Consider the following 17,245-nt stretch of genomic DNA (forward strand, 5'->3'; position numbering starts at 1 on the left):
TGCCGATTTCATGCGGCCCTATGATCTTATCGAACGTATTCTGACCCGGCATGAGGGACGATACAAACTGTTGGCCCGGTTGGGAAATGAGGCCGAGGATGGCATCAATGCCCTGCTGTCACAGGCGCTGGCCTATGAGGCGACAGAGGTGCCCAGCCTGACCGGCTTCCTGATCTGGATGGAAACCGACGATCTGGAGATCAAACGCCAGATGGACAGCGCCGGCGACCGCATTCGGGTCATGACGGTACATGGTTCCAAAGGTCTGGAGGCGCCGATTGTGATCCTGCCGGATACCGGCAAATGGCCGTTGCAGCATCGGGATGCCTTGCTGGCGATGGATGACACAATGGTGTGGAAAACCGCCGCAGGCGACAGCCCTGCCGCGATGGCCGAAGCGCTGGAAGCGGCCAAGGAAAAACAACGACAGGAACGTGATCGCCTGCTCTATGTGGCGATGACCCGTGCCGAAGTCTGGTTGATGGTGGCCGCTGCGGGCGATTTGTCAAAGGATGATCCGACCTGGTATCAATCGGTGGAGGCGGCAATGAAATCCGCCAATGCCGAACGCCATGATTTTGGCTTCGGTGAGGGCCTGCGGTATGAAAGTGGCGATTGGCCGACACTTGCCACGGTGCGCGACGTCCCAGAGGAGGCCCGCCCCGCGTCGTTGCCCGATTGGGCCACCCGGCCCGCAACGCCGCCACCGCCCCTGCCGGTGACGCTGTCGCCCTCGAAACTTGGCGGGGCACATGCCTTGGCCGGTGAGGCCGGGCAGGATGAAGAGGCTGCAAAACGCTATGGCACTCTGGTGCATGACGCGCTGGAACGGCTGGCCGACCTGCCGCCAGAGGCCCGCAAATCACGCAGCGAAGACCCGGAACAGGCCCGCGCCATGGACGAGGCTTGCGCGGTACTGGACGCTCCGGCGTTGGCGCCCCTTTTGCCCCCGGAACCCTGGCCGAAGTGGCGGTCAGCGCCGATGTCGCGGGATTGGGGCGGATGCATGGGGTGATTGACCGGCTGATTGTCGAAGAATCGCGCATTCTGGCGGTGGATTTCAAAACAAATGCGGTTGTCCCGGCGCGCGCCCAGGACACGCCAGAGGCCCTGTTGCGCCAGATGGGCGCCTATGCTGCAATGCTTAAGCAACTCTATCCAAACCATGAAATCGCCACGGCGATCCTGTGGACCGCTTCGGCCGCGTTGATGCCACTGCCACACGATCTTGTGACGGCGGCCTTGGGGCGCACAACATCACCTTGACGCGCTGCAGCGTGATACCTAGGTTTTCCACCCAAGCCCCCGATAGACGACTCACTCAGGAGAAGACCAATGGCCACAGTTGCCGTAACCGACGCGACCTTTGACGCGGAAGTCAAAGAATCCGATGTCCCCGTAGTGGTGGATTTCTGGGCCGAATGGTGTGGCCCCTGTAAGCAAATCGGCCCCGCGCTCGAGGAACTTTCGGCGCAATACGGCGACAAGATCAAGATCGCCAAGGTTGACGTAGACAGCAACCCCAACACCGCCGCCGCAATGGGCATCCGGGCATTCCCGCGCTGTTCCTGTTCAAGGACGGTCAGGTTGTGTCGAACAAGACCGGCGCCGCGCCCAAGGCCGCGCTGCAAAGCTGGATCGACGAATCGCTCTAAGCTGAGGTCGCGCCAAACGCGCGTTCTGCAATGATTTTGAGGCGCTCAAACTCGACAAGAGCTTGGGCGCCTTTTCTGTTTGACGTGCGGTTCCAATCGGTAAGCAGCTGAATACGCAACAGGAACTGCACGCCCGGATCGTCGGGACCGACGAAATCATACCCGTCGAAAAACGCTGTGATCGCTTTGGGTGGCAGCAGGTGACCATCGGGAATCGCCGTCAGGTCCGCCGCCGTTACCGCATAATTCAGCAGCAACCGGGCAATATCATATCCCACCGGCGCGTGGCTGATGGGCATGAAATCATAGCCGGCAACGTCTTTGCCATCGATCAGGATGTTGTGGCAGTTCATATCGCCGTGTTTGGCCGCAACCCGGCTTTCGCGACCTTCGTGATCGGCGACAAAATCCTGAACAAGATGTGCCAGCTGGATAAATCTGTCTTGGCCGCGAATGCGCCGTTCGCCCGCCGTCATCTGGCCCGCAAGGTGCAGCATGTGCCTGGCCATGAAGCGGGGTTGAAACCGGCGGTTTTGTTGAAAAGTGCCGCGATGATACGCGGCAAGCCAACGCCCGGCCTGGCGCAGATAGGGCTGGTGATCTTCGTGGGTCAGGCAAAGATCGCGCAGGGTGTCACCCGGTTGAAATGTCATCAAACAGGCCTTGATGTCGCGATCTTCCGCCAAAATACGCGGCACCGTGACCCCCGGCACGGGTCCACCGCCCGTTGCGCCAAATGTTGCGCATCCAGCATGCCATTGAATTCGCTGGGATCTTCGGGTCGAAACACCTGTTTCAGGATCAGGGGCGCCTGCCCCGGCGCATCAAACCGCATCACCAGATGAAGCCGATCAGGATTGTCCTTCATCCAATGGCGCGTATGGGCATAGGCCCGCGCATCAAACCCGGCTTGCTCGGCGAGATGGTTGAAAACCTCTTGCGCCAGCTCTTGCAGATCAGAAAACGCGTTCAATTCCGGTCCTTTCCCCTGTACACCCTTGCGAAGCCTCAGGCCCATTCACAAGTACTGGCTAAACGGAGATCTATCCATGCAAGAAAACGAGTTCCCCGGCTGGCACGGCACCACGATCATTGGCGTCAAAAAGGGCGGCAAGGTGGTGATTGCCGGTGACGGCCAGGTCAGCCTTGGCCAAACCGTGATCAAGGGCACCGCGCGCAAGGTGCGCCGCATTTCGCCCGGTGGGTCTGATGTGGTCTGTGGCTTTGCCGGATCGACGGCGGATGCCTTTACCCTGCTGGAGCGGCTGGAGGCCAAGCTGGAAAGCACCCCCGGCCAACTGGCGCGCGGCTGTGTCGAACTGGCCAAGGACTGGCGCACCGACAAATACCTGCAGAAACTGGAGGCGATGCTGATTGTCAGCGATGGCGAGCAGATGTTCGTGATCACCGGCGCGGGCGACGTGTTGGAACCCGAACATGATGTCACCGCCATTGGATCGGGCGGCAATTACGCGCTGGCCGCCGCACGCGGGCTGATGGAAACCGATTTTTCCGCCGAAGAAATTGCGCGCAAGGCGATGGCGATTGCCGCCGACATCTGCGTCTACACCAATGGCAACCTGACGGTTGAAACGATTGGGGGCTGATCGGGTTTTCGCCGAAAACCCGCCCCTCAAACGAAAGGACCCCCATGACCGACCTCACCCCCCGCGAAATCGTTTCCGAACTCGACCGGTTCATCATTGGCCAGGCCGACGCCAAGCGCGCCGTGGCCGTGGCGCTGCGCAACCGCTGGCGGCGCAAGCAGCTGTCGGATGATCTGCGCGACGAAGTGTACCCGAAAAACATCCTGATGATCGGCCCCACCGGCGTCGGCAAGACCGAGATCAGCCGCCGTTTGGCCAAGCTGGCGAAAGCGCCGTTCATCAAGGTCGAGGCGACAAAATTCACCGAGGTCGGCTATGTCGGTCGCGATGTCGAACAGATCGTGCGCGATCTGGTGGATGCCGCCATCCTGCAAACCCGCGAAATGATGCGCGAAGACGTCAAGGCCAAGGCCCATCAGGCCGCCGAAGACCGCGTGATCGCCGCAATTGCCGGGGAAGACGCCCGCGACGGCACCCGCGACATGTTCCGCAAAAAGCTGAAGGATGGCCTGCTGGATGATACAATCATCGAGCTGGAACTGACCGACACCTCCAATCCGATGCCGACAATGGACATCCCCGGCCAGCCCGGCAGCCAGATGGGCATGATGAACCTCGGCGATATCTTTGGCAAAGCCTTTGGCGGCCGTACCGTGCGCAAACGCATGACGGTGCGCGAAAGTTATGACATTCTGATTTCCGAAGAGGCTGACAAGCTTCTGGATGATGAAACCGTGACCAAGGCCGCGCTGGAATCGGTGGAACAGAACGGCATCGTGTTCCTGGACGAGATCGACAAGGTCTGCGCCCGCAAAGAGGCCCGCGGCGGGGATGTTTCGCGGGAAGGTGTGCAGCGCGATCTGTTGCCATTGATCGAAGGCACAACCGTCAGCACCAAACATGGCGCGGTCAAAACCGACCATATCCTGTTTATCGCGTCCGGCGCGTTCCACATTGCCAAGCCATCGGACCTTTTGCCCGAATTGCAGGGCCGTTTGCCGATCCGAGTGACCCTGCGCGCCCTGACCGAAGACGATTTCGTCCGCATCCTGACCGAAACCGACAACGCCCTGACCCTGCAATATACCGCGCTGATGGGGACCGAAGAGGTCACCGTGACCTTCACCGATGAAGGCATCGCCGCGCTGGCAAAGATCGCCGCAGAGGTCAATGAAAGCGTGGAAAACATCGGCGCCCGCAGGCTCTATACCGTGATGGAACGGGTGTTCGAGGAGCTGAGCTTTCATGCCCCTGATCGCAGCGGACAATCGGTCACGGTGGACGCGGAATTCGTGGAAAAGAACCTCGGCGAATTGACCCGATCCACAGATGTCAGCCGCTACGTGCTCTGATCACGACCGATGCCCCGTCACAACAGTCACAACTGGCGGGGCATCTTTCGATCGGCGCGTTACACCGCCGACCAGCGTTCCGCCATCCGGGCATTGTCCATCCCCCAGAGACCGCCAATGCGGTCCGGCGTGGTGATCCGGCTGGACACCGCCTCTACCCAATTGGCAAACATCGGGATCACAACCCCACCATCGTCACGCAACATCATCTGCATCTCGCCATACATCGCATTGCGCTTGCCGCTGTCGATCTCGGACCGAGCGGCCAATAGAAGCTGTTGAAAACGTTTGTCTTCCCACTGGCTTTCATTCCACGGTGCGCCAAATGCATAGGCGGTCGCGAACATCCAATCCTCTGTTGCGCGCCCTGACCAGGCCCCGGCACAGAACGGCGTATTCCGCCAGACCTGCGCCCAATAGGCCGTTGGCGGATGATCCACCACATTGATATGTATGCCCGCAGACCGCGCTGCACCCTGATAGAGCCGCGCCGCATCAACCGCGCCGTCAAAGGCCGCCGTCGACACCGTCAGGTCGATATTCAGCGAGGTCAATCCGGCCTTGGCCAGATAAAAGGCCGCCTTGTCCGGATCATACGGCAATTGCGCCAGATCAGCCGCGAAATACTGATTTGCCGGGCCAATCGGACTGTCGTTGCCAATATGGCCATGCCCCAACAACACGCGATCCACCATGTCCTGGCGATCAATCCCGTATTTCAACGCCCGGCGCAGATTGATATCATCAAACGGCGCGCTGCCGCTGCGCATGGGAAAGGTGAAATGCCGATTGCCGGTGGTTTCGATCAATCGCAGCGCCGGGTTATTTGACACGCGCGCCGTATCCGCCAGATCGACACGGTTGATCGCATCAACCTGACCGGACTTTAGCGCATGCATCCGCGCCCGCGCATCGTTCAGCGCAATGAACTCGACCTCATCAAACCAACCGGCCTTGCCGTCCTTGTAATGGCTGTCCACGCGTTTTCCGATGAATCGCACGCCGGGTTCGAACCGCACCGCCCGATACAATCCGGTGCCAATACCCTGCGCCATCGCCAAGTCGACTTGGCCCGCCGGATATATCAGCAGGTGATAATCCGAAAGGAGATACGGCAGATCGGCATTGCCGGTCGCCAGGGTAAACTGCACCTGATGGCTGCCCAGTTTCTTGATCTCGGTCATCGCCGCAACAATGGGCCGCGCTGCGGAATCCGATCCCGGCGCAACATGCAATTGCAGCGATTGAATGACATCATCGGCGCCAAACGGCTTGCCGTTATGGAACGTTACGCCCCGGCGCAGATTGAAAATCCAGCTGCGGGCATCTGTGCTGGCCTCCCAGCTTTCGGCCAGTTCGCCAACCAATGTGCCGTCGGCGCGCACCTCGGTCAGGGTGTCAAACACCGCGCCCTGCCCTGCGGCCTGCATGAAGATGTCGTTGTGGCGCCGCCCGTCCCAGCCATCGGTCGGATCTGCGCCCGCCAGCCCAACCCGAAGCCGCCCGCCACGCCGGGTTTCCGCCTGCAGCGACAGGCCAGACGCCGCAAGCACACCGGCGGCGGCCCCCTTGCGCAGCAATCCCCGTCGCGTCAATCGTGTCATGTCAATCTCTCCAGGGCGGGCCCCGGCCAAATCTACCGGGTGACAGCGGCCAGCATGACAGCGGCAAGAAGATTTGACCAGCAAAGCCTTGCGGCGCGCGCGGCCTTCGATGGGTATTGCGGGATACGGCCTAACTTTCCGCCAATTGATCCATCACCCGCACCAATTCCTCGCTGATACCGGGTTCCGACATGGCATGGCCCGCATTACGGATCATCCGCAATTCCGCGTTTGGCCAGCGTTGCGACAATTTCCAGGCCGTATGCGGCGGACAGATCATGTCGTAGCGGCCCTGAACAATCACACCGGGGATATGGGCGATACGGTCCATTTGATCCAGAATTTGACCATCATATTCCAGAAACCCGGCATTGATGAAATAATGGTTCTCCAACCGCGAAAACGCCCGGGCATATCCACCGGGCGGCACGCCGCTTTGACCAGAAGATTGAACCGAGGCGAGGGCATTTTCCCAAGCCGCCCAAGCCTGCCCATAACGGGTTTCCTCGACCAAATTGCCGGAAAACAGCCGCTTGTGATATGCGGCAATCATATCGCCGCGCTCATCCTCGGGAATCAGGCTGGCAAAACGCGCCCAGGTCTCTGGCCAGAATTGCCCGGCACCGCCGCCATAAAACCAGTCCAACTCCGCCTGGGTCATCAGAAACACACCGCGCAACACCAGTTGGCGCACCGCTTCGGGATGCGCCTGGGCATAGATCAGCGCAAGCGTCGCCCCCCAGGAGCCCCCAAACACAATCCAATTGTCGACCCCCAGCGTGTGGCGAATACGTTCGATATCCGTCACCAGATGCCAGGTGGTGTTGTGACTGACGCTGGCATTGGGCTGTGATCTGCCGCAGCCCCGTTGATCAAACAGGATCACCCGGTAAACGTCAGGGTCAAAATACCGCCGCATCCCCGGGCTGCATCCGCCACCCGGGCCGCCGTGCAACACCACAACGGGAATGCCAACCGGATTGCCCGATTGCTCCACATAGATCTTGTGGCCGTCGCCTACATCCAGCATCCGCTGATCAAACGGGTCGATCGGCGGATAGAGAAATTGCGCTGCGCGTTTTTGACCTGAGAATTTGTCCATGACTTTCTATATGAGACAGAAGCACCGATTGACCATAGCGAGGACACCATGCCAGAGGCCACTGTAACCGTCGACCCCGCGGAAATCGCTAAATTCGAAGCAATGGCCGCCGAATGGTGGGATCCGAACGGCAAATTCAAACCGTTGCATATGCTCAACCCCTGCCGTCTGGATTACATCACGACACAAATCGCGGCGAATTTGGGCGCGATCTGAAATCACCACGCCCCTTTGCCGGGCTGCGTATCCTCGACATCGGCTGTGGCGGTGGGCTGTTGTGTGAACCGATGGCCCGGCTTGGCGCAACAATTACCGGCGCGGATGCCGCCGCCGGCAATATCCCCGTGGCCCAGGTCCATGCCGACCAACAGGGTCTGGAAATCACCTATCGCCATATCACAGCCGAGGCACTGGTCGACGAAGGCGCGCAATTCGACGTCGTTCTGAACATGGAAGTGGTGGAACATGTCGCCGATCCGCTTGCCTATTTGACCGCCTGTCAGCGGCTTCTGCGCCCCGGCGGGATCGAGATCTGTTCCACCATCAACCGCAATCCCAAAAGCTTTGCCATGGCCATTATCGGCGCGGAATGGGTGATGCGCTGGCTGCCCAAAGGCACACATGATTGGGCGAAATTCATAACGCCGGACGAACTTTTTGATCTCCTGGAAAAATCGCATGTGACGCCGGTTGATCGCAAGGGGTTCGTCTTCAATCCGATCACCTGGCAATGGTCGCTCTCGGCCAGCGATCTCAGCGTCAATTATGTCACCACCAGCGTAAAGCCCGCCTGACATCACCGGGCTCACTGAAGACACAGGTGCCCTGAATACACGGGGTCCCGCACTTCTTCTGTTCAAAAATATCCTGGGGGAAGGCCATCGGCCTGGGGGCAAAGCCCCCCGTTCTTCCACTGCGGCAAAGCCCCCCGCCTTTCCCTGCGGCAAAGCCCCCGTCGTCCTTTGCGACGAGGCCCTGCTAGCCCTCTTCTTCCAACTTCAGACGCAAGTCGCGCAGGATGGGCAGGGCGGCGCGCACCTTGTCCGCGCCCAGATCCGCGACCAGTTCCGTGATCAATGGCGTGATTGCCTCAAGCGCCGCATCGCGGGCCTGCACCCCTGCCGGGGAAATCGTCACCAGTTTCGACCGCGCATCATCCCAATCCGGGCGGATATGCACATAACCGGCGATTTCCAGCTTGTTCAACGTGTTGGTCATCGCCCCACGGGTCACATGAAAGGATTTCGCCAATTGCGCCGGCGTGCGTTCCTGTTTGAACCGCGCCAGATGGTTCAGAACCGAAAAATGCGAAAGTTCCATTCCCTTGGGCAACATCCGGCTCAGCCGGTTGCGCAGCATCTGATCGGCTGTAAACAACTCGGAAAACAGCGCAACAGCCAAGGAATTGGCGTTTTGATCGGCCATCAGGGCCCCTTGAATTTTCGGTCGTGGGTTAAGGCGGGCACCTGCCCGCGCGCTTTGTCCACTGCTTCGCGGTCAAGGTCAACAAAGACAATGTCAGGTTCTTCTCCCGCCTCGGCCATGACCACGCCCCAAGGGGACACCGCCATCGAATGCCCATAGGTGCGCCGCGCCTTGCCCTGACGGATCTGATGCTGCCCGCATTGCGCCGCCGCCAATACCCAGGCGCCGGTCTCTATGGCCCGCGCTTGCAAAAGCGCCTGCCAATGCGCAGCCCCGGTCACCGGTGAAAACGCGGATGGCACCAAAAGAACCTCGGCCCCGGCCTGGGCCAAGGCGCGGTAAAGATAAGCAAACCGCACATCGTAACAGATGCTCATCCCGATCCGGGCAAATGGCGTGTCTACAACCACGGCTTGGTCCCCGGGGCGGTATCCGGCGCTTTCCCGATAGGTCTCGGTCTCACTGACCTGCACGTCGAACATGTGAATCTTGTCATATCGCGCCGCAATGCCACCATCGGGGGCAATCAGAAACGACCGATTGGCGAAACGGCCATCGGGATCATCGGTTTTCAACGCAAGCGAACCAATCGAAAGCCATATCCCGCGCCGCGCCGCCAGATCGCGCAATCCGGTCAGCGTGTGATCATCGGCTTCGTGCTGCAACACGTTCATCTGATGTGTGCGACTGGTCGACACACAATTCGTCACCTCCGGCGTCAGGACGAATCCGGCGCCGTCCTCGACAGCCCGGTCGATCATCGCGGACGTGGTGCGCAGATTTTCAACCGGGTCATCAGTGGACGACAATTGCAGCAGCGCCGCCCGCATCACGCGGCTTTCAGCAACGGATCAAGCTTGCCCGCGCGATCAAGCGCAAAAAGGTCATCACAGCCGCCGACGTGGATATCGCCGATAAAGATCTGTGGCACGGTGCGACCGCCATTGGCGCGCTGGATCATTTCGGGTTTGCGATCCGGGTTGGCCAGGACGTCAATTTCGCTGAACGCCGCGCCTTTCTGTTTCAAAAGCCGTTTGGCCGCGTGACAAAAACCGCAGAGCGGCGAGGTGTAGATTTCAATAGTGGACATGATGCGTTCCTTTACGATCTTGTCCGTAACTTAGTCGTCCCGGCTCACCCTTGCCAGTGCGCCAATGCAGAGCGGACCTGCACCTGACGCACGAAGCACCTCTGCACAGGCGCCAAGGGTCGCCCCGGTGGTCAAAACATCGTCAATCAGCAACACTGGCCGCCCGCCCGCCACGCGGCCGCGCCGCCCCCGATGCATCTGGATCGCCCCGTCGAGGATCTTGCGCCGTTCTGCGCCGCTGAATCGGTCAAGACTTCGGGTGCGGCGCACTCGTTTCAACAGATCCGGGCAATAGGCCAACCCCAATTCCCGCGCCAATGATTCGGCCAGCAGGGCGGATTGATTGTATCGCCGCGACATCATCCGCATCCAATGCAGGGGCACCGGCGCCACCAACATATCCGGCAGGATCAGGGGCCCGACCGCCCGCGCCAGCCATTTTGCCCCCACCGGGGCGATATCCTGACGGTCATTGTGTTTCAGCCCCATCACAATCCGCCGCCCGTTGTCGCGATACAACAACGCCGCCCGCCCCCGATCCCAGGCAGGCGGCGCAGAAATGCAGGAATCACAATGGGCAATCTCTTCTGTATTCTCGCCGGGCAGGGGCACGCCGCAGCAATCACAGACCAATCCACCGGTAAACGGTGTATCGCGCCAACAGGCCCCACACAGACCAAAGTCGGTTTCAACCAGATCCCGACAGATCAGGCATTGGGACGGATAGACAACCCGCAAGGCCGTTTGAACAATCTCACTCATACCACTATCTAGGCCCCTATGCAGCCCCGTCTCACTGATCCTGCGGCTTTGATCCGCAACCGTCGCCGCGCCTCTTTGGATGCGCTGTTCCTGTTTGAATCTGCGCGCGAAGATCTTGAAGATCGCCTCAGCTTGGTTAAGAGAACCTTTACCGCGCCAGCAATTGTCACCGGGCAGCCGGAGATCTGGGGCAATCTGGCGGAAAACACCCGCATTGTTGCCGATGACGACACATTGCCGCTGGAGCCCGGCGCGCATGACGCGATTTTGCACAGCCACAGCCTGCATTGGGCCAATGATCCGGTGGGGCAGCTGATTCAATGTCGCCGCGCATTGAAACCGGATGGATTCTTTTTGGCGTCGCTGTTTGGCGGTCAGACCTTGCAGGAACTGCGTGCCTGTCTGGCCAGTGCCGAGACCGAGCTGACCGGCGGGCTGTCGCCGCGCATCGCCCCCATGGCCGAGATTCGCGATATGGGCGCGCTGTTGCAGCGTGCCGGATTTGCCCTGCCGGTGGCGGATGCCTTTCGATTGACGGTGACCTATGAAACACCGCTGCACCTGATGCGCGAACTGCGTGCCATGGGCGAGGGCAATGCGCTGGACGCACGTCTGCGCCGCCCAACCCGGCGCGCGGTGTTGTTGCGGGCAGCGGAGCTTTACAGCCAGCTTCACGCCCAGCCTGATGGCCGTATCCCGGCAACATTTGAATTCATCGTCCTGACCGGATGGGCCCCCGATGACAGCCAGCCAAAGCCGCTGCGGCCCGGATCGGCCAAGGCGCGACTGGCGGACGCATTGAAAGTACCGGAAACCAAGCTGAAAGATTGACCCAACCAGCCACAGGGTTATCTGTCGCTAAATCGACATCGCGGAGACCGAAATGCCCGACACACGCCCAGCCAACAGCCCGGCTGATCATCCCGCCCTGCCGCCACGAAAAATTGGTGTCTTGCTCGCCAATCTTGGGACGCCGGATGGCACCGACTATTGGTCGATGCGTCGGTATCTGGGCGAATTCCTGTCGGACAAGCGCGTGATTGATTACCCGACCTGGAAATGGCAGCCGCTGTTGCAGTTGATTATCCTTACAAAACGGCCGTTTACCTCGGGTGCGGCCTATCGGACGATCTGGAACAACGAAGCGGATGAAAGCCCGCTGATGACCATCACCAAGGATCAGACCGCCGCGATTGCCACCAGAATGGCGGACCAGTTCGGCGACAGCGTGATGGTGGATTTCTGTATGCGCTACGGCAACCCGTCGACCAAATCAAAGGTGCGGGCGATGGTCGAGGCAGGATGCCACAAGATCCTGTTTTTCCCGCTTTATCCGCAATATGCCGGCGCGACATCGGCCACCGCAAATGACGCGTTCTTTCGGGCGTTGATGGACGAAAAATGGCAACCCACGGCGCGGGTCGTCGACCCCTATTTCGAACATCCTGCCTATATTGATGCACTGGCGCAGTCGGTTGAGCGCAAATATACCAGCTTGGACCAACGGCCCGACATCCTTATCTGCTCTTACCACGGCTTGCCGCAGCGGTATTTGCTGGAAGGTGACCCCTATCATTGCCAGTGCCAGAAAACGACGCGGCTGTTGAAGGAACGGCTGGGCTGGGCCGATACCGACATCAAGACCACCTTCCAATCGCAATTTGGCCCCGAGGAATGGCTGAAACCCTATACCGTGGAAGAGGTTGCGCGCCTGGCCCGCGAAGATGGCAAAAAGAATATCGCGGTCATCGCCCCGGCCTTTTCTGCGGATTGCATCGAAACTCTGGAAGAGATCAACGAAGAGATCCGCGAAAGCTTCGAAGAGGCCGGTGGAGAAAAATTCACCTATATCCCCTGTTTGAACGACGATCCGGCCCATATTGATGCGCTGTCGCAAGTGATTTCTGAAAATCTGGCTGGCTGGACGGTATGAGCGCGCTGCATCTGGGCACGGTCAAGATTCCGGTCACCGATCTGGCGCGATCGCTGCCGTTTTACTGTGATGCCCTTGGGTTGTCTGTGTTGTTCACCGTCGAAAAATACGGCTGGGTCCAGCTTTCCGGCGGACAATTTGGCATCGCGCTATACGAGATCGGCAAATCCGACACCAGCAGGGCACCGGGCGGTGATCTCGATTTTCATATGATTTGCGAAGATCGCGCGACCACCCTGGCCCGGGTGCGCCGACAGTGCCCTGATGCGGCATGGGCGGATCATGTCAGCGGGGCCTATGTGCTGCGCTTTGCCGACCCGGACGGCAATCAGCTGCATATCTTTGCACGTGGCGAGAATGAGGATGACAGCCTGAAAACCTATCCCCAGACATAGAAAAAGCGGCGCCGAGGCGCCGCTTTTCCTTGTAGATGTCAGTCCGAATTACTCGGAAGCTGCAACTGCGATAACAACAGCAAGCAGGATCAGCGGGACAATGATGCCAGCCGACGAAGATGCTTGTGCAGTTTCTTCAACGATCACCGGTGCTTCGATGATGACGTCGTCTTTTGCATAGGAACCAGCGAATGCTGTCGATGCTGCTGCGGACAGTGCCGCTGCGAGTGCGAGTTTCTTCATAATCATATCCTCCAGATATTCACCTGCCGCTCATACCAAACTGGTTGCGGCAAGCACCCAAGACTTACCTCGTACTTTTTCTTTGCAGCTATTCTGGCGAAATGCAAACCGATCTTTGCATGTTCTCGCCGCGCCGCCGCCACATGTCGTCAAATTAGCAACACTTGAGTGCCCACTTTTGTCTGGGCGAAAAGCTCGGAGATATGTTGGTTGTAAAGACCGATACAGCCGTTCGAAGACCGGCGTCCGATTTTGCGTGTGTCGTGCGTTCCGTGGATACGGTAATACGTCCAGCTCAGGTAAAGCGCGTGCGTTCCCAGAGGGTTGTCAGGGCCTGGGCCAACAAAGTCCGGCCATTCGGGATTGCGGATTTTCATCGACGGGGTGGGGCGCCACGACGGGCCTTCCACCTTGCGCACCACCGACGTGCGGCCGCGGCGCGTCAGATCCTCTGTCAGGGGAACCGAGGTTGGATAGAGCTTGTAGGTCGTGCCATTGGCCGACCAATAATGCAGCGCCCGGCTGGTGATATCGACCAGAATTGCGCCATTGCTGAGATCGCTGAAATAAGGCCGCCAATCCAGCGACCGAAAGCTGGAGATATTGCGGCGCACGGCGTGCGAAATATCGCCCTCAAGCTCGGTGCTGCCGTCGTTCTGGGCCAAGACCGGGGTTGCGGCCATTGCAGCAGTCCCCGCCAGAAAGGCCCGTCTGTTCCATTTTTGTGTGGATGGTGTCTTCATATCCCACTCCCTGGGTATGCTGCATTGATCACAGTTATTTTAGTGCGCGAAAGCCGCAGTCGCAAATCAAACCACTGTCAAGACGCGGATCATCGCCGAGGTGGGTTTGAAAGGTCACTTTTTTCCGGCTAAGTCTCGCGTAACCAAATTATTGGATGGTCTCACCGATGAAACGTCTTGCTGCACTTTTGCTTCCGCTTGTTCTGATTCTTGCGGCCTGTACGACGACACCGTCGTCCACGACGCCGACCCTGGGCCCGGACGGCAAGCCGCTGCCAAAGGTGTACAATCTGGGGCCGGGGGCAGAGGGACGGGTTCAATTCCGTATGCTTGATTCGATCAATGCATTGCGCCAGGCGCGCAGCCTGCCACAGGTGTCGCTGAATGCCGCGCTCAACGCTGCGGCCGCGACCCATGCGCGCGACATGTCGGTGCAAAACCGCCCCTGGCATTTCGGATCGGACGGATCATCGCCGATCGACCGGGTGGCGCGTGTCGGATATGCGGGCCGGATGTTGGGCGAAGCGATTTCCGAAACCTACGAAACCGAGATCGAGACCCTTGCCGCCTGGATGGAAGAACCGGGCACCCGCGAGGTGATCATGGCAGCGGACGCGCGCGATATGGGATTCGCCTATTTTCAGGAACCCAACGGCAAAATCTGGTGGACATTGGTGATGGGCGCGCCGGGCAATGCGGGTTTTGTCCCCTCGGCCAGCCCCGCCAACAGCCAATCCATCGAAGACATCGCCGCAGCAGCCATTGATCTGAGCGACGGCTGATCGAATTCTGGTCCCCCACCCGCTGATCAGGGATCACTGGATGGGGGGTCTGATTTGTTTCGTCGCGGTTATGCGCGCAGCATCACCTTGCCTGCGCGTCCCGGTGTCAGCGCTGCGGTCATGGCATCGCTGACCTGATCCAGCGAATAGGCTCCGCCGTCTTCCAGCTTCAGCTCGCCATTCGCCGCCAGCATCACCAATTCCGTGATCAGGCGCTTGCGTTCCTCCGGGGCCATTTCGCTACTGACGCGCGATCCCCAGAAGCCTTTTGCCGTGATGTGTTTCATGATCAACGCCCCCGAAGACAGCGGCATGGGCGCGCCTGTGGCTGTGCCGAACACCACCAATTCGCCGTCAACACCAAGCAGATCAACGAGATCGCCGGAAATATCGCCGCCGACGGAATCAATCGCCGATACCGCACCGGCATCGCCGATCAGCGCCTGTGCCTTTTCCTTCCACCCTTCGGACGCGGTCGAAAGCACGTTGTCGATCCCGAGATTTTCCAGCTCGGCCACCGCAGCATCCCGGCGCACGAGGTTCAGCAGATGAATTCCGCGCGATTTTGCCAGAACCGTCATGATTTTGCCGACGGCGCCATTGGCGGCTGTTTGCACGATCCAATCCCCTTTTTTCGCCTTGAGGCTTTCAAGCAGCGACAGGGCGCTGAACGGCATGGCGATCAGCTGCGCGCCAACGGTATCGCTGATCGCGGCAGGAAGCGGCAGAACCCCTTCGGCGGGGGCGGTGAAATATTCCGCCCAGCTGCCATGAATCCCCGCGATGGCAATGCGTTGACCAATCAGCGCGGCATCGACACCTTCGCCGACGGCGTCAACCGTGCCCAACGCCTCTGACCCGCCGGTTGCGCCGGGCAGTTCGGGTTTATAGCCGTAATTGCCACGGATCGTCCAAAGATCATGGTTGTGGATCGGCGACAACGTCATCTTGACCAGGACTTCGCCTGCCTTGGGGGTGGGTTTTTCGGTTTCTGCGGTTTTAAGCACGTCAATGGGTTCACCAAAGGTGTCGTGTACTGCGGCTTTCATTGTGATTATCCTTGTAAGTTGTCTTGAGTGAGAAGACCGGTCGTTTGTTGTAACGCCTGTTCCAGTGGCGTCTGAGAGCGTGAGAGCTTTGCCAGGATCGACGCCCCGAGCCATTGTGCGTAGAGCATTTGCGCCGTTGCGACGGGGTCGGAAAACCGGGGCAATGACCCTTCGGATGCGCCCTGACGCAAAAGCGTTGCGATACGTTGGACAAATTCGGTGATGCCATCGTTCAGGATCACGCGCATCGCGTCAGAAAGGTCGGCCACTTCGGCCCCCAATTTGACGACAAGACATTGCGTGGCAATGCCTTCTGCCCCGGCCTGTGCCAACCAGCCGGACCAGAATGCCCCCAGCTTTTCCGCGGCGGTCCCCGGTCCATTGGCCAATCGGTCAAACCGATCCAGATAGTCCTGAACATAGTCAGCCAAAAGCGCCTGTCCAAAGGCCTCTTTCGACGCGAAGTAGTAATAAAACGACCCCTTCGGGATGTTGCATTCCGTCAACAGGCGGGCAATCCCGACGCCGCCAAACCCGTGTTTGATCACCAGGGCCCTGCCGGTATCCAGAATATGCTGTCGCTTGCGATCTGATTTGGTTTGCTCATCCATAGGGCGGAGTTAATCAGTAATAGACCGGTCGTCTAGGTATCATCACAGCCATGTGACAAGGCGGTAAACCACGAGGTCAAATCCCGAAATCAAAGGTGTTTTGCGTCTTGGGACAGGCAGCATTGACCGGCTACCCACGGGCCGGGCTCTCTCGGCCAGCGTCCCTTGGCCAGTGCCCTGTTCCAGCCCCTAGGCCAGTTCCCGGTGGTTGGCCTGAATATCATCCCAGGCGCGGTTGATGTCGATCAACCGCCGCTCGCTCAGCCGCACGGCCTCTTGCGGCACGCCACGGGCCATCATGCGGTCTGGATGCCCTTCGCGCACCGCTTGACGCCAGACTTTGCGAATGTCGTCCAGTGGCGTATCGGGGCTGACGCCCAGAACGGTATAGGGATCATTCGGCGCATCGGGCACAAAACGCGCCCGAAACGCCAGAAACTGGCGTTCATCCAGACCAAAGATCATCGAAACTTCGCGCAGGAAATCGTCTTCGGCGGGATGATAGCTGCCATCCGCGACCGCGATATGAAACAGCCCCTCCAGCAGGTCGCACAGCGCGGTGCCGGTCTCATCAAACATCGCACGAATGCGGCGGGCGTAATCGGCGTAACCGGCCACATCCTGCCGGGCCAGATTGAACACCCGCGCGGCCTGGTCCTCATCCTCGGGGGCGATGTGAAACACCTCGCGGAACGCCGTCACCTCGTCCCGGGTGACAAGACCATCTGCCTTGGCCATTTTCGCGCCCAACGCGATCACCGCAATGGTAAAGGCGACACTGCGCTCTGGTGGCGTGCGCAGCTGGTCAAACACCTGACTAAGCGGCGCGCCACTGGCGAGGGCCGAAATCGCGGCCGATATGCGGGACCATATGGACATGGGCGAATGTTAT

Annotated in this window: 21 protein-coding genes and 2 pseudogenes; 10 read left to right on the top strand and 13 right to left on the bottom strand. The window is 59.5% G+C overall.

Features of this window, described 5'->3' with window-relative positions:
• The 3 genes and pseudogenes from AC0L4F_RS22930 to trxA form a co-directional block, all read left to right on the top strand.
• Positions 1-1,015, top strand: a 1,015-nt coding sequence (locus AC0L4F_RS22930; RefSeq protein WP_280520747.1) for a 3'-5' exonuclease, incomplete at its 5' end; no start/stop codon positions are given.
• Entirely contained in the window at positions 1,003-1,266 is a 264-nt protein-coding gene (locus AC0L4F_RS22935) for a PD-(D/E)XK nuclease family protein (protein WP_244691740.1), read from the top strand. The genes AC0L4F_RS22930 and AC0L4F_RS22935, both read left to right, overlap by 13 nt.
• A gap of 69 nt (positions 1,267-1,335) precedes the next feature.
• A pseudogene (gene trxA, locus AC0L4F_RS22940) lies at positions 1,336-1,655 on the top strand (thioredoxin).
• On the opposite strand, the gene AC0L4F_RS22945 reads toward trxA, so the two are convergent.
• Complete coding sequence (locus tag AC0L4F_RS22945) at positions 1,652-2,308, bottom strand: phosphotransferase (RefSeq protein WP_244691742.1); 657 nt, start codon at positions 2,306-2,308, stop codon at positions 1,652-1,654. The pseudogene trxA and the gene AC0L4F_RS22945 sit on opposite strands and share 4 nt — an antisense overlap.
• Entirely contained in the window at positions 2,308-2,628 is a 321-nt protein-coding gene (locus tag AC0L4F_RS22950) for a hypothetical protein (protein ID WP_244691744.1), read from the bottom strand. The genes AC0L4F_RS22945 and AC0L4F_RS22950 overlap by 1 nt, the downstream gene beginning before the upstream one ends.
• A gap of 76 nt (positions 2,629-2,704) precedes the next feature.
• Between AC0L4F_RS22950 and hslV the strand changes: the two genes are divergently transcribed.
• Together hslV and hslU are read left to right on the top strand one after the other, a co-directional pair.
• Positions 2,705-3,262 (top strand): ATP-dependent protease subunit HslV, encoded by a 558-nt coding sequence (hslV, locus tag AC0L4F_RS22955; protein WP_244691746.1) that lies wholly within the window; start codon positions 2,705-2,707, stop codon positions 3,260-3,262.
• Between the two features lie 44 nt (positions 3,263-3,306).
• Positions 3,307-4,614, top strand: a complete 1,308-nt coding sequence (gene hslU / locus AC0L4F_RS22960; RefSeq protein WP_244691748.1) for an ATP-dependent protease ATPase subunit HslU — start codon at positions 3,307-3,309, stop codon at positions 4,612-4,614.
• A 59-nt stretch (positions 4,615-4,673) separates the two neighbouring features.
• Here hslU and AC0L4F_RS22965 read toward each other — a convergent pair whose 3' ends face one another.
• Together AC0L4F_RS22965 and pip are read right to left on the bottom strand one after the other, a co-directional pair.
• Positions 4,674-6,218, bottom strand: coding sequence for an ABC transporter substrate-binding protein (locus AC0L4F_RS22965; RefSeq protein WP_244691750.1), 1,545 nt, complete (start codon positions 6,216-6,218; stop codon positions 4,674-4,676).
• A 130-nt stretch (positions 6,219-6,348) separates the two neighbouring features.
• Positions 6,349-7,320: a prolyl aminopeptidase gene (pip, locus tag AC0L4F_RS22970; protein ID WP_244691752.1), complete on the bottom strand. Its 972-nt coding sequence runs from the start codon at positions 7,318-7,320 to the stop codon at positions 6,349-6,351.
• Between the two features lie 48 nt (positions 7,321-7,368).
• On the opposite strand from pip, the pseudogene ubiG reads away from it, so the two are divergent.
• Positions 7,369-8,114: pseudogene (gene ubiG, locus AC0L4F_RS22975) on the top strand (bifunctional 2-polyprenyl-6-hydroxyphenol methylase/3-demethylubiquinol 3-O-methyltransferase UbiG).
• 184 nt (positions 8,115-8,298) lie between these two features.
• Here ubiG and AC0L4F_RS22980 read toward each other — a convergent pair.
• The 4 genes from AC0L4F_RS22980 to AC0L4F_RS22995 are packed head-to-tail and all read right to left on the bottom strand — an operon-like array spanning position 8,299 to position 10,597.
• A complete protein-coding gene (locus AC0L4F_RS22980; RefSeq protein ID WP_244691754.1) occupies positions 8,299-8,745 on the bottom strand; it encodes a MarR family winged helix-turn-helix transcriptional regulator in 447 nt (148 codons plus the stop codon).
• Positions 8,745-9,575 (bottom strand): carbon-nitrogen hydrolase family protein, encoded by an 831-nt coding sequence (locus tag AC0L4F_RS22985; protein WP_244691756.1) that lies wholly within the window; start codon positions 9,573-9,575, stop codon positions 8,745-8,747. The genes AC0L4F_RS22980 and AC0L4F_RS22985 overlap by 1 nt, the downstream gene beginning before the upstream one ends.
• Complete coding sequence (gene grxC / locus AC0L4F_RS22990) at positions 9,575-9,835, bottom strand: glutaredoxin 3 (protein WP_244691758.1); 261 nt, start codon at positions 9,833-9,835, stop codon at positions 9,575-9,577. The genes AC0L4F_RS22985 and grxC overlap by 1 nt, the downstream gene beginning before the upstream one ends.
• 30 nt (positions 9,836-9,865) lie before the next feature.
• Positions 9,866-10,597: a ComF family protein gene (locus tag AC0L4F_RS22995; protein WP_244691760.1), complete on the bottom strand. Its 732-nt coding sequence runs from the start codon at positions 10,595-10,597 to the stop codon at positions 9,866-9,868.
• 18 nt (positions 10,598-10,615) lie between these two features.
• On the opposite strand from AC0L4F_RS22995, the gene AC0L4F_RS23000 reads away from it, so the two are divergent.
• Genes AC0L4F_RS23000 through AC0L4F_RS23010 form a run of 3 tightly spaced genes read left to right on the top strand, consistent with a single transcriptional unit; the run spans position 10,616 to position 12,925 of the window.
• Positions 10,616-11,428 carry a methyltransferase domain-containing protein gene (locus AC0L4F_RS23000; protein WP_244691762.1) on the top strand — a complete coding sequence of 271 codons (813 nt, stop codon included), beginning with the start codon at positions 10,616-10,618 and terminating at the stop codon, positions 11,426-11,428.
• 52 nt (positions 11,429-11,480) lie between these two features.
• On the top strand, positions 11,481-12,530 hold the full coding sequence (gene hemH / locus AC0L4F_RS23005; RefSeq protein ID WP_244691765.1) for a ferrochelatase: 1,050 nt from the start codon (positions 11,481-11,483) through the stop codon (positions 12,528-12,530).
• Complete coding sequence (locus AC0L4F_RS23010; RefSeq protein WP_244691767.1) at positions 12,527-12,925, top strand: VOC family protein; 399 nt, start codon at positions 12,527-12,529, stop codon at positions 12,923-12,925. Before hemH ends, AC0L4F_RS23010 begins: the two co-directional genes overlap by 4 nt.
• Positions 12,926-12,973: 48 nt before the next feature.
• Here the strand turns inward: AC0L4F_RS23010 and AC0L4F_RS23015 are convergent, their stop codons facing one another.
• Positions 12,974-13,168 (bottom strand): ferrochelatase, encoded by a 195-nt coding sequence (locus AC0L4F_RS23015; RefSeq protein WP_244691769.1) that lies wholly within the window; start codon positions 13,166-13,168, stop codon positions 12,974-12,976.
• 149 nt (positions 13,169-13,317) lie between these two features.
• Complete coding sequence (locus AC0L4F_RS23020) at positions 13,318-13,911, bottom strand: L,D-transpeptidase (protein WP_244691771.1); 594 nt, start codon at positions 13,909-13,911, stop codon at positions 13,318-13,320.
• 167 nt (positions 13,912-14,078) lie between these two features.
• On the opposite strand from AC0L4F_RS23020, the gene dalA reads away from it, so the two are divergent.
• Positions 14,079-14,693 (top strand): divisome-associated lipoprotein DalA, encoded by a 615-nt coding sequence (gene dalA, locus AC0L4F_RS23025; protein WP_244691773.1) that lies wholly within the window; start codon positions 14,079-14,081, stop codon positions 14,691-14,693.
• 68 nt (positions 14,694-14,761) lie between these two features.
• Here the strand turns inward: dalA and AC0L4F_RS23030 are convergent, their stop codons facing one another.
• The 3 genes from AC0L4F_RS23030 to AC0L4F_RS23040 all read right to left on the bottom strand — a co-directional run bounded on the left by AC0L4F_RS23030 (position 14,762) and on the right by AC0L4F_RS23040 (position 17,232).
• Positions 14,762-15,742 carry a zinc-binding dehydrogenase gene (locus AC0L4F_RS23030; protein ID WP_244691776.1) on the bottom strand — a complete coding sequence of 327 codons (981 nt, stop codon included), beginning with the start codon at positions 15,740-15,742 and terminating at the stop codon, positions 14,762-14,764.
• A 5-nt stretch (positions 15,743-15,747) separates the two neighbouring features.
• Positions 15,748-16,353 carry a TetR/AcrR family transcriptional regulator gene (locus AC0L4F_RS23035; protein ID WP_244691777.1) on the bottom strand — a complete coding sequence of 202 codons (606 nt, stop codon included), beginning with the start codon at positions 16,351-16,353 and terminating at the stop codon, positions 15,748-15,750.
• 189 nt (positions 16,354-16,542) lie between these two features.
• Positions 16,543-17,232: a molecular chaperone DjiA gene (locus AC0L4F_RS23040; protein WP_244691779.1), complete on the bottom strand. Its 690-nt coding sequence runs from the start codon at positions 17,230-17,232 to the stop codon at positions 16,543-16,545.
• Between the last annotated feature and the right edge of the window lie 13 nt (positions 17,233-17,245).

The organism is Marinovum sp. J2-8 (assembly GCF_055808435.1).

Coding starts and splice junctions, on each gene's coding strand:
- AC0L4F_RS22935 (WP_244691740.1), top strand. CDS start 1,003: ATGCATGGGGTGATTGACCGGCTGATTGTCGAAGAATCGCGCATTCTG.
- AC0L4F_RS22945 (WP_244691742.1), bottom strand. CDS start 2,308: ATGACATTTCAACCGGGTGACACCCTGCGCGATCTTTGCCTGACCCAC.
- hslV (WP_244691746.1), top strand. CDS start 2,705: ATGCAAGAAAACGAGTTCCCCGGCTGGCACGGCACCACGATCATTGGC.
- hslU (WP_244691748.1), top strand. CDS start 3,307: ATGACCGACCTCACCCCCCGCGAAATCGTTTCCGAACTCGACCGGTTC.
- AC0L4F_RS22965 (WP_244691750.1), bottom strand. CDS start 6,218: ATGACACGATTGACGCGACGGGGATTGCTGCGCAAGGGGGCCGCCGCC.
- pip (WP_244691752.1), bottom strand. CDS start 7,320: ATGGACAAATTCTCAGGTCAAAAACGCGCAGCGCAATTTCTCTATCCG.
- AC0L4F_RS22980 (WP_244691754.1), bottom strand. CDS start 8,745: ATGGCCGATCAAAACGCCAATTCCTTGGCTGTTGCGCTGTTTTCCGAG.
- AC0L4F_RS22985 (WP_244691756.1), bottom strand. CDS start 9,575: ATGCGGGCGGCGCTGCTGCAATTGTCGTCCACTGATGACCCGGTTGAA.
- grxC (WP_244691758.1), bottom strand. CDS start 9,835: ATGTCCACTATTGAAATCTACACCTCGCCGCTCTGCGGTTTTTGTCAC.
- AC0L4F_RS22995 (WP_244691760.1), bottom strand. CDS start 10,597: ATGAGTGAGATTGTTCAAACGGCCTTGCGGGTTGTCTATCCGTCCCAA.
- AC0L4F_RS23000 (WP_244691762.1), top strand. CDS start 10,616: ATGCAGCCCCGTCTCACTGATCCTGCGGCTTTGATCCGCAACCGTCGC.
- hemH (WP_244691765.1), top strand. CDS start 11,481: ATGCCCGACACACGCCCAGCCAACAGCCCGGCTGATCATCCCGCCCTG.
- AC0L4F_RS23010 (WP_244691767.1), top strand. CDS start 12,527: ATGAGCGCGCTGCATCTGGGCACGGTCAAGATTCCGGTCACCGATCTG.
- AC0L4F_RS23015 (WP_244691769.1), bottom strand. CDS start 13,168: ATGAAGAAACTCGCACTCGCAGCGGCACTGTCCGCAGCAGCATCGACA.
- AC0L4F_RS23020 (WP_244691771.1), bottom strand. CDS start 13,911: ATGAAGACACCATCCACACAAAAATGGAACAGACGGGCCTTTCTGGCG.
- dalA (WP_244691773.1), top strand. CDS start 14,079: ATGAAACGTCTTGCTGCACTTTTGCTTCCGCTTGTTCTGATTCTTGCG.
- AC0L4F_RS23030 (WP_244691776.1), bottom strand. CDS start 15,742: ATGAAAGCCGCAGTACACGACACCTTTGGTGAACCCATTGACGTGCTT.
- AC0L4F_RS23035 (WP_244691777.1), bottom strand. CDS start 16,353: ATGGATGAGCAAACCAAATCAGATCGCAAGCGACAGCATATTCTGGAT.
- AC0L4F_RS23040 (WP_244691779.1), bottom strand. CDS start 17,232: ATGTCCATATGGTCCCGCATATCGGCCGCGATTTCGGCCCTCGCCAGT.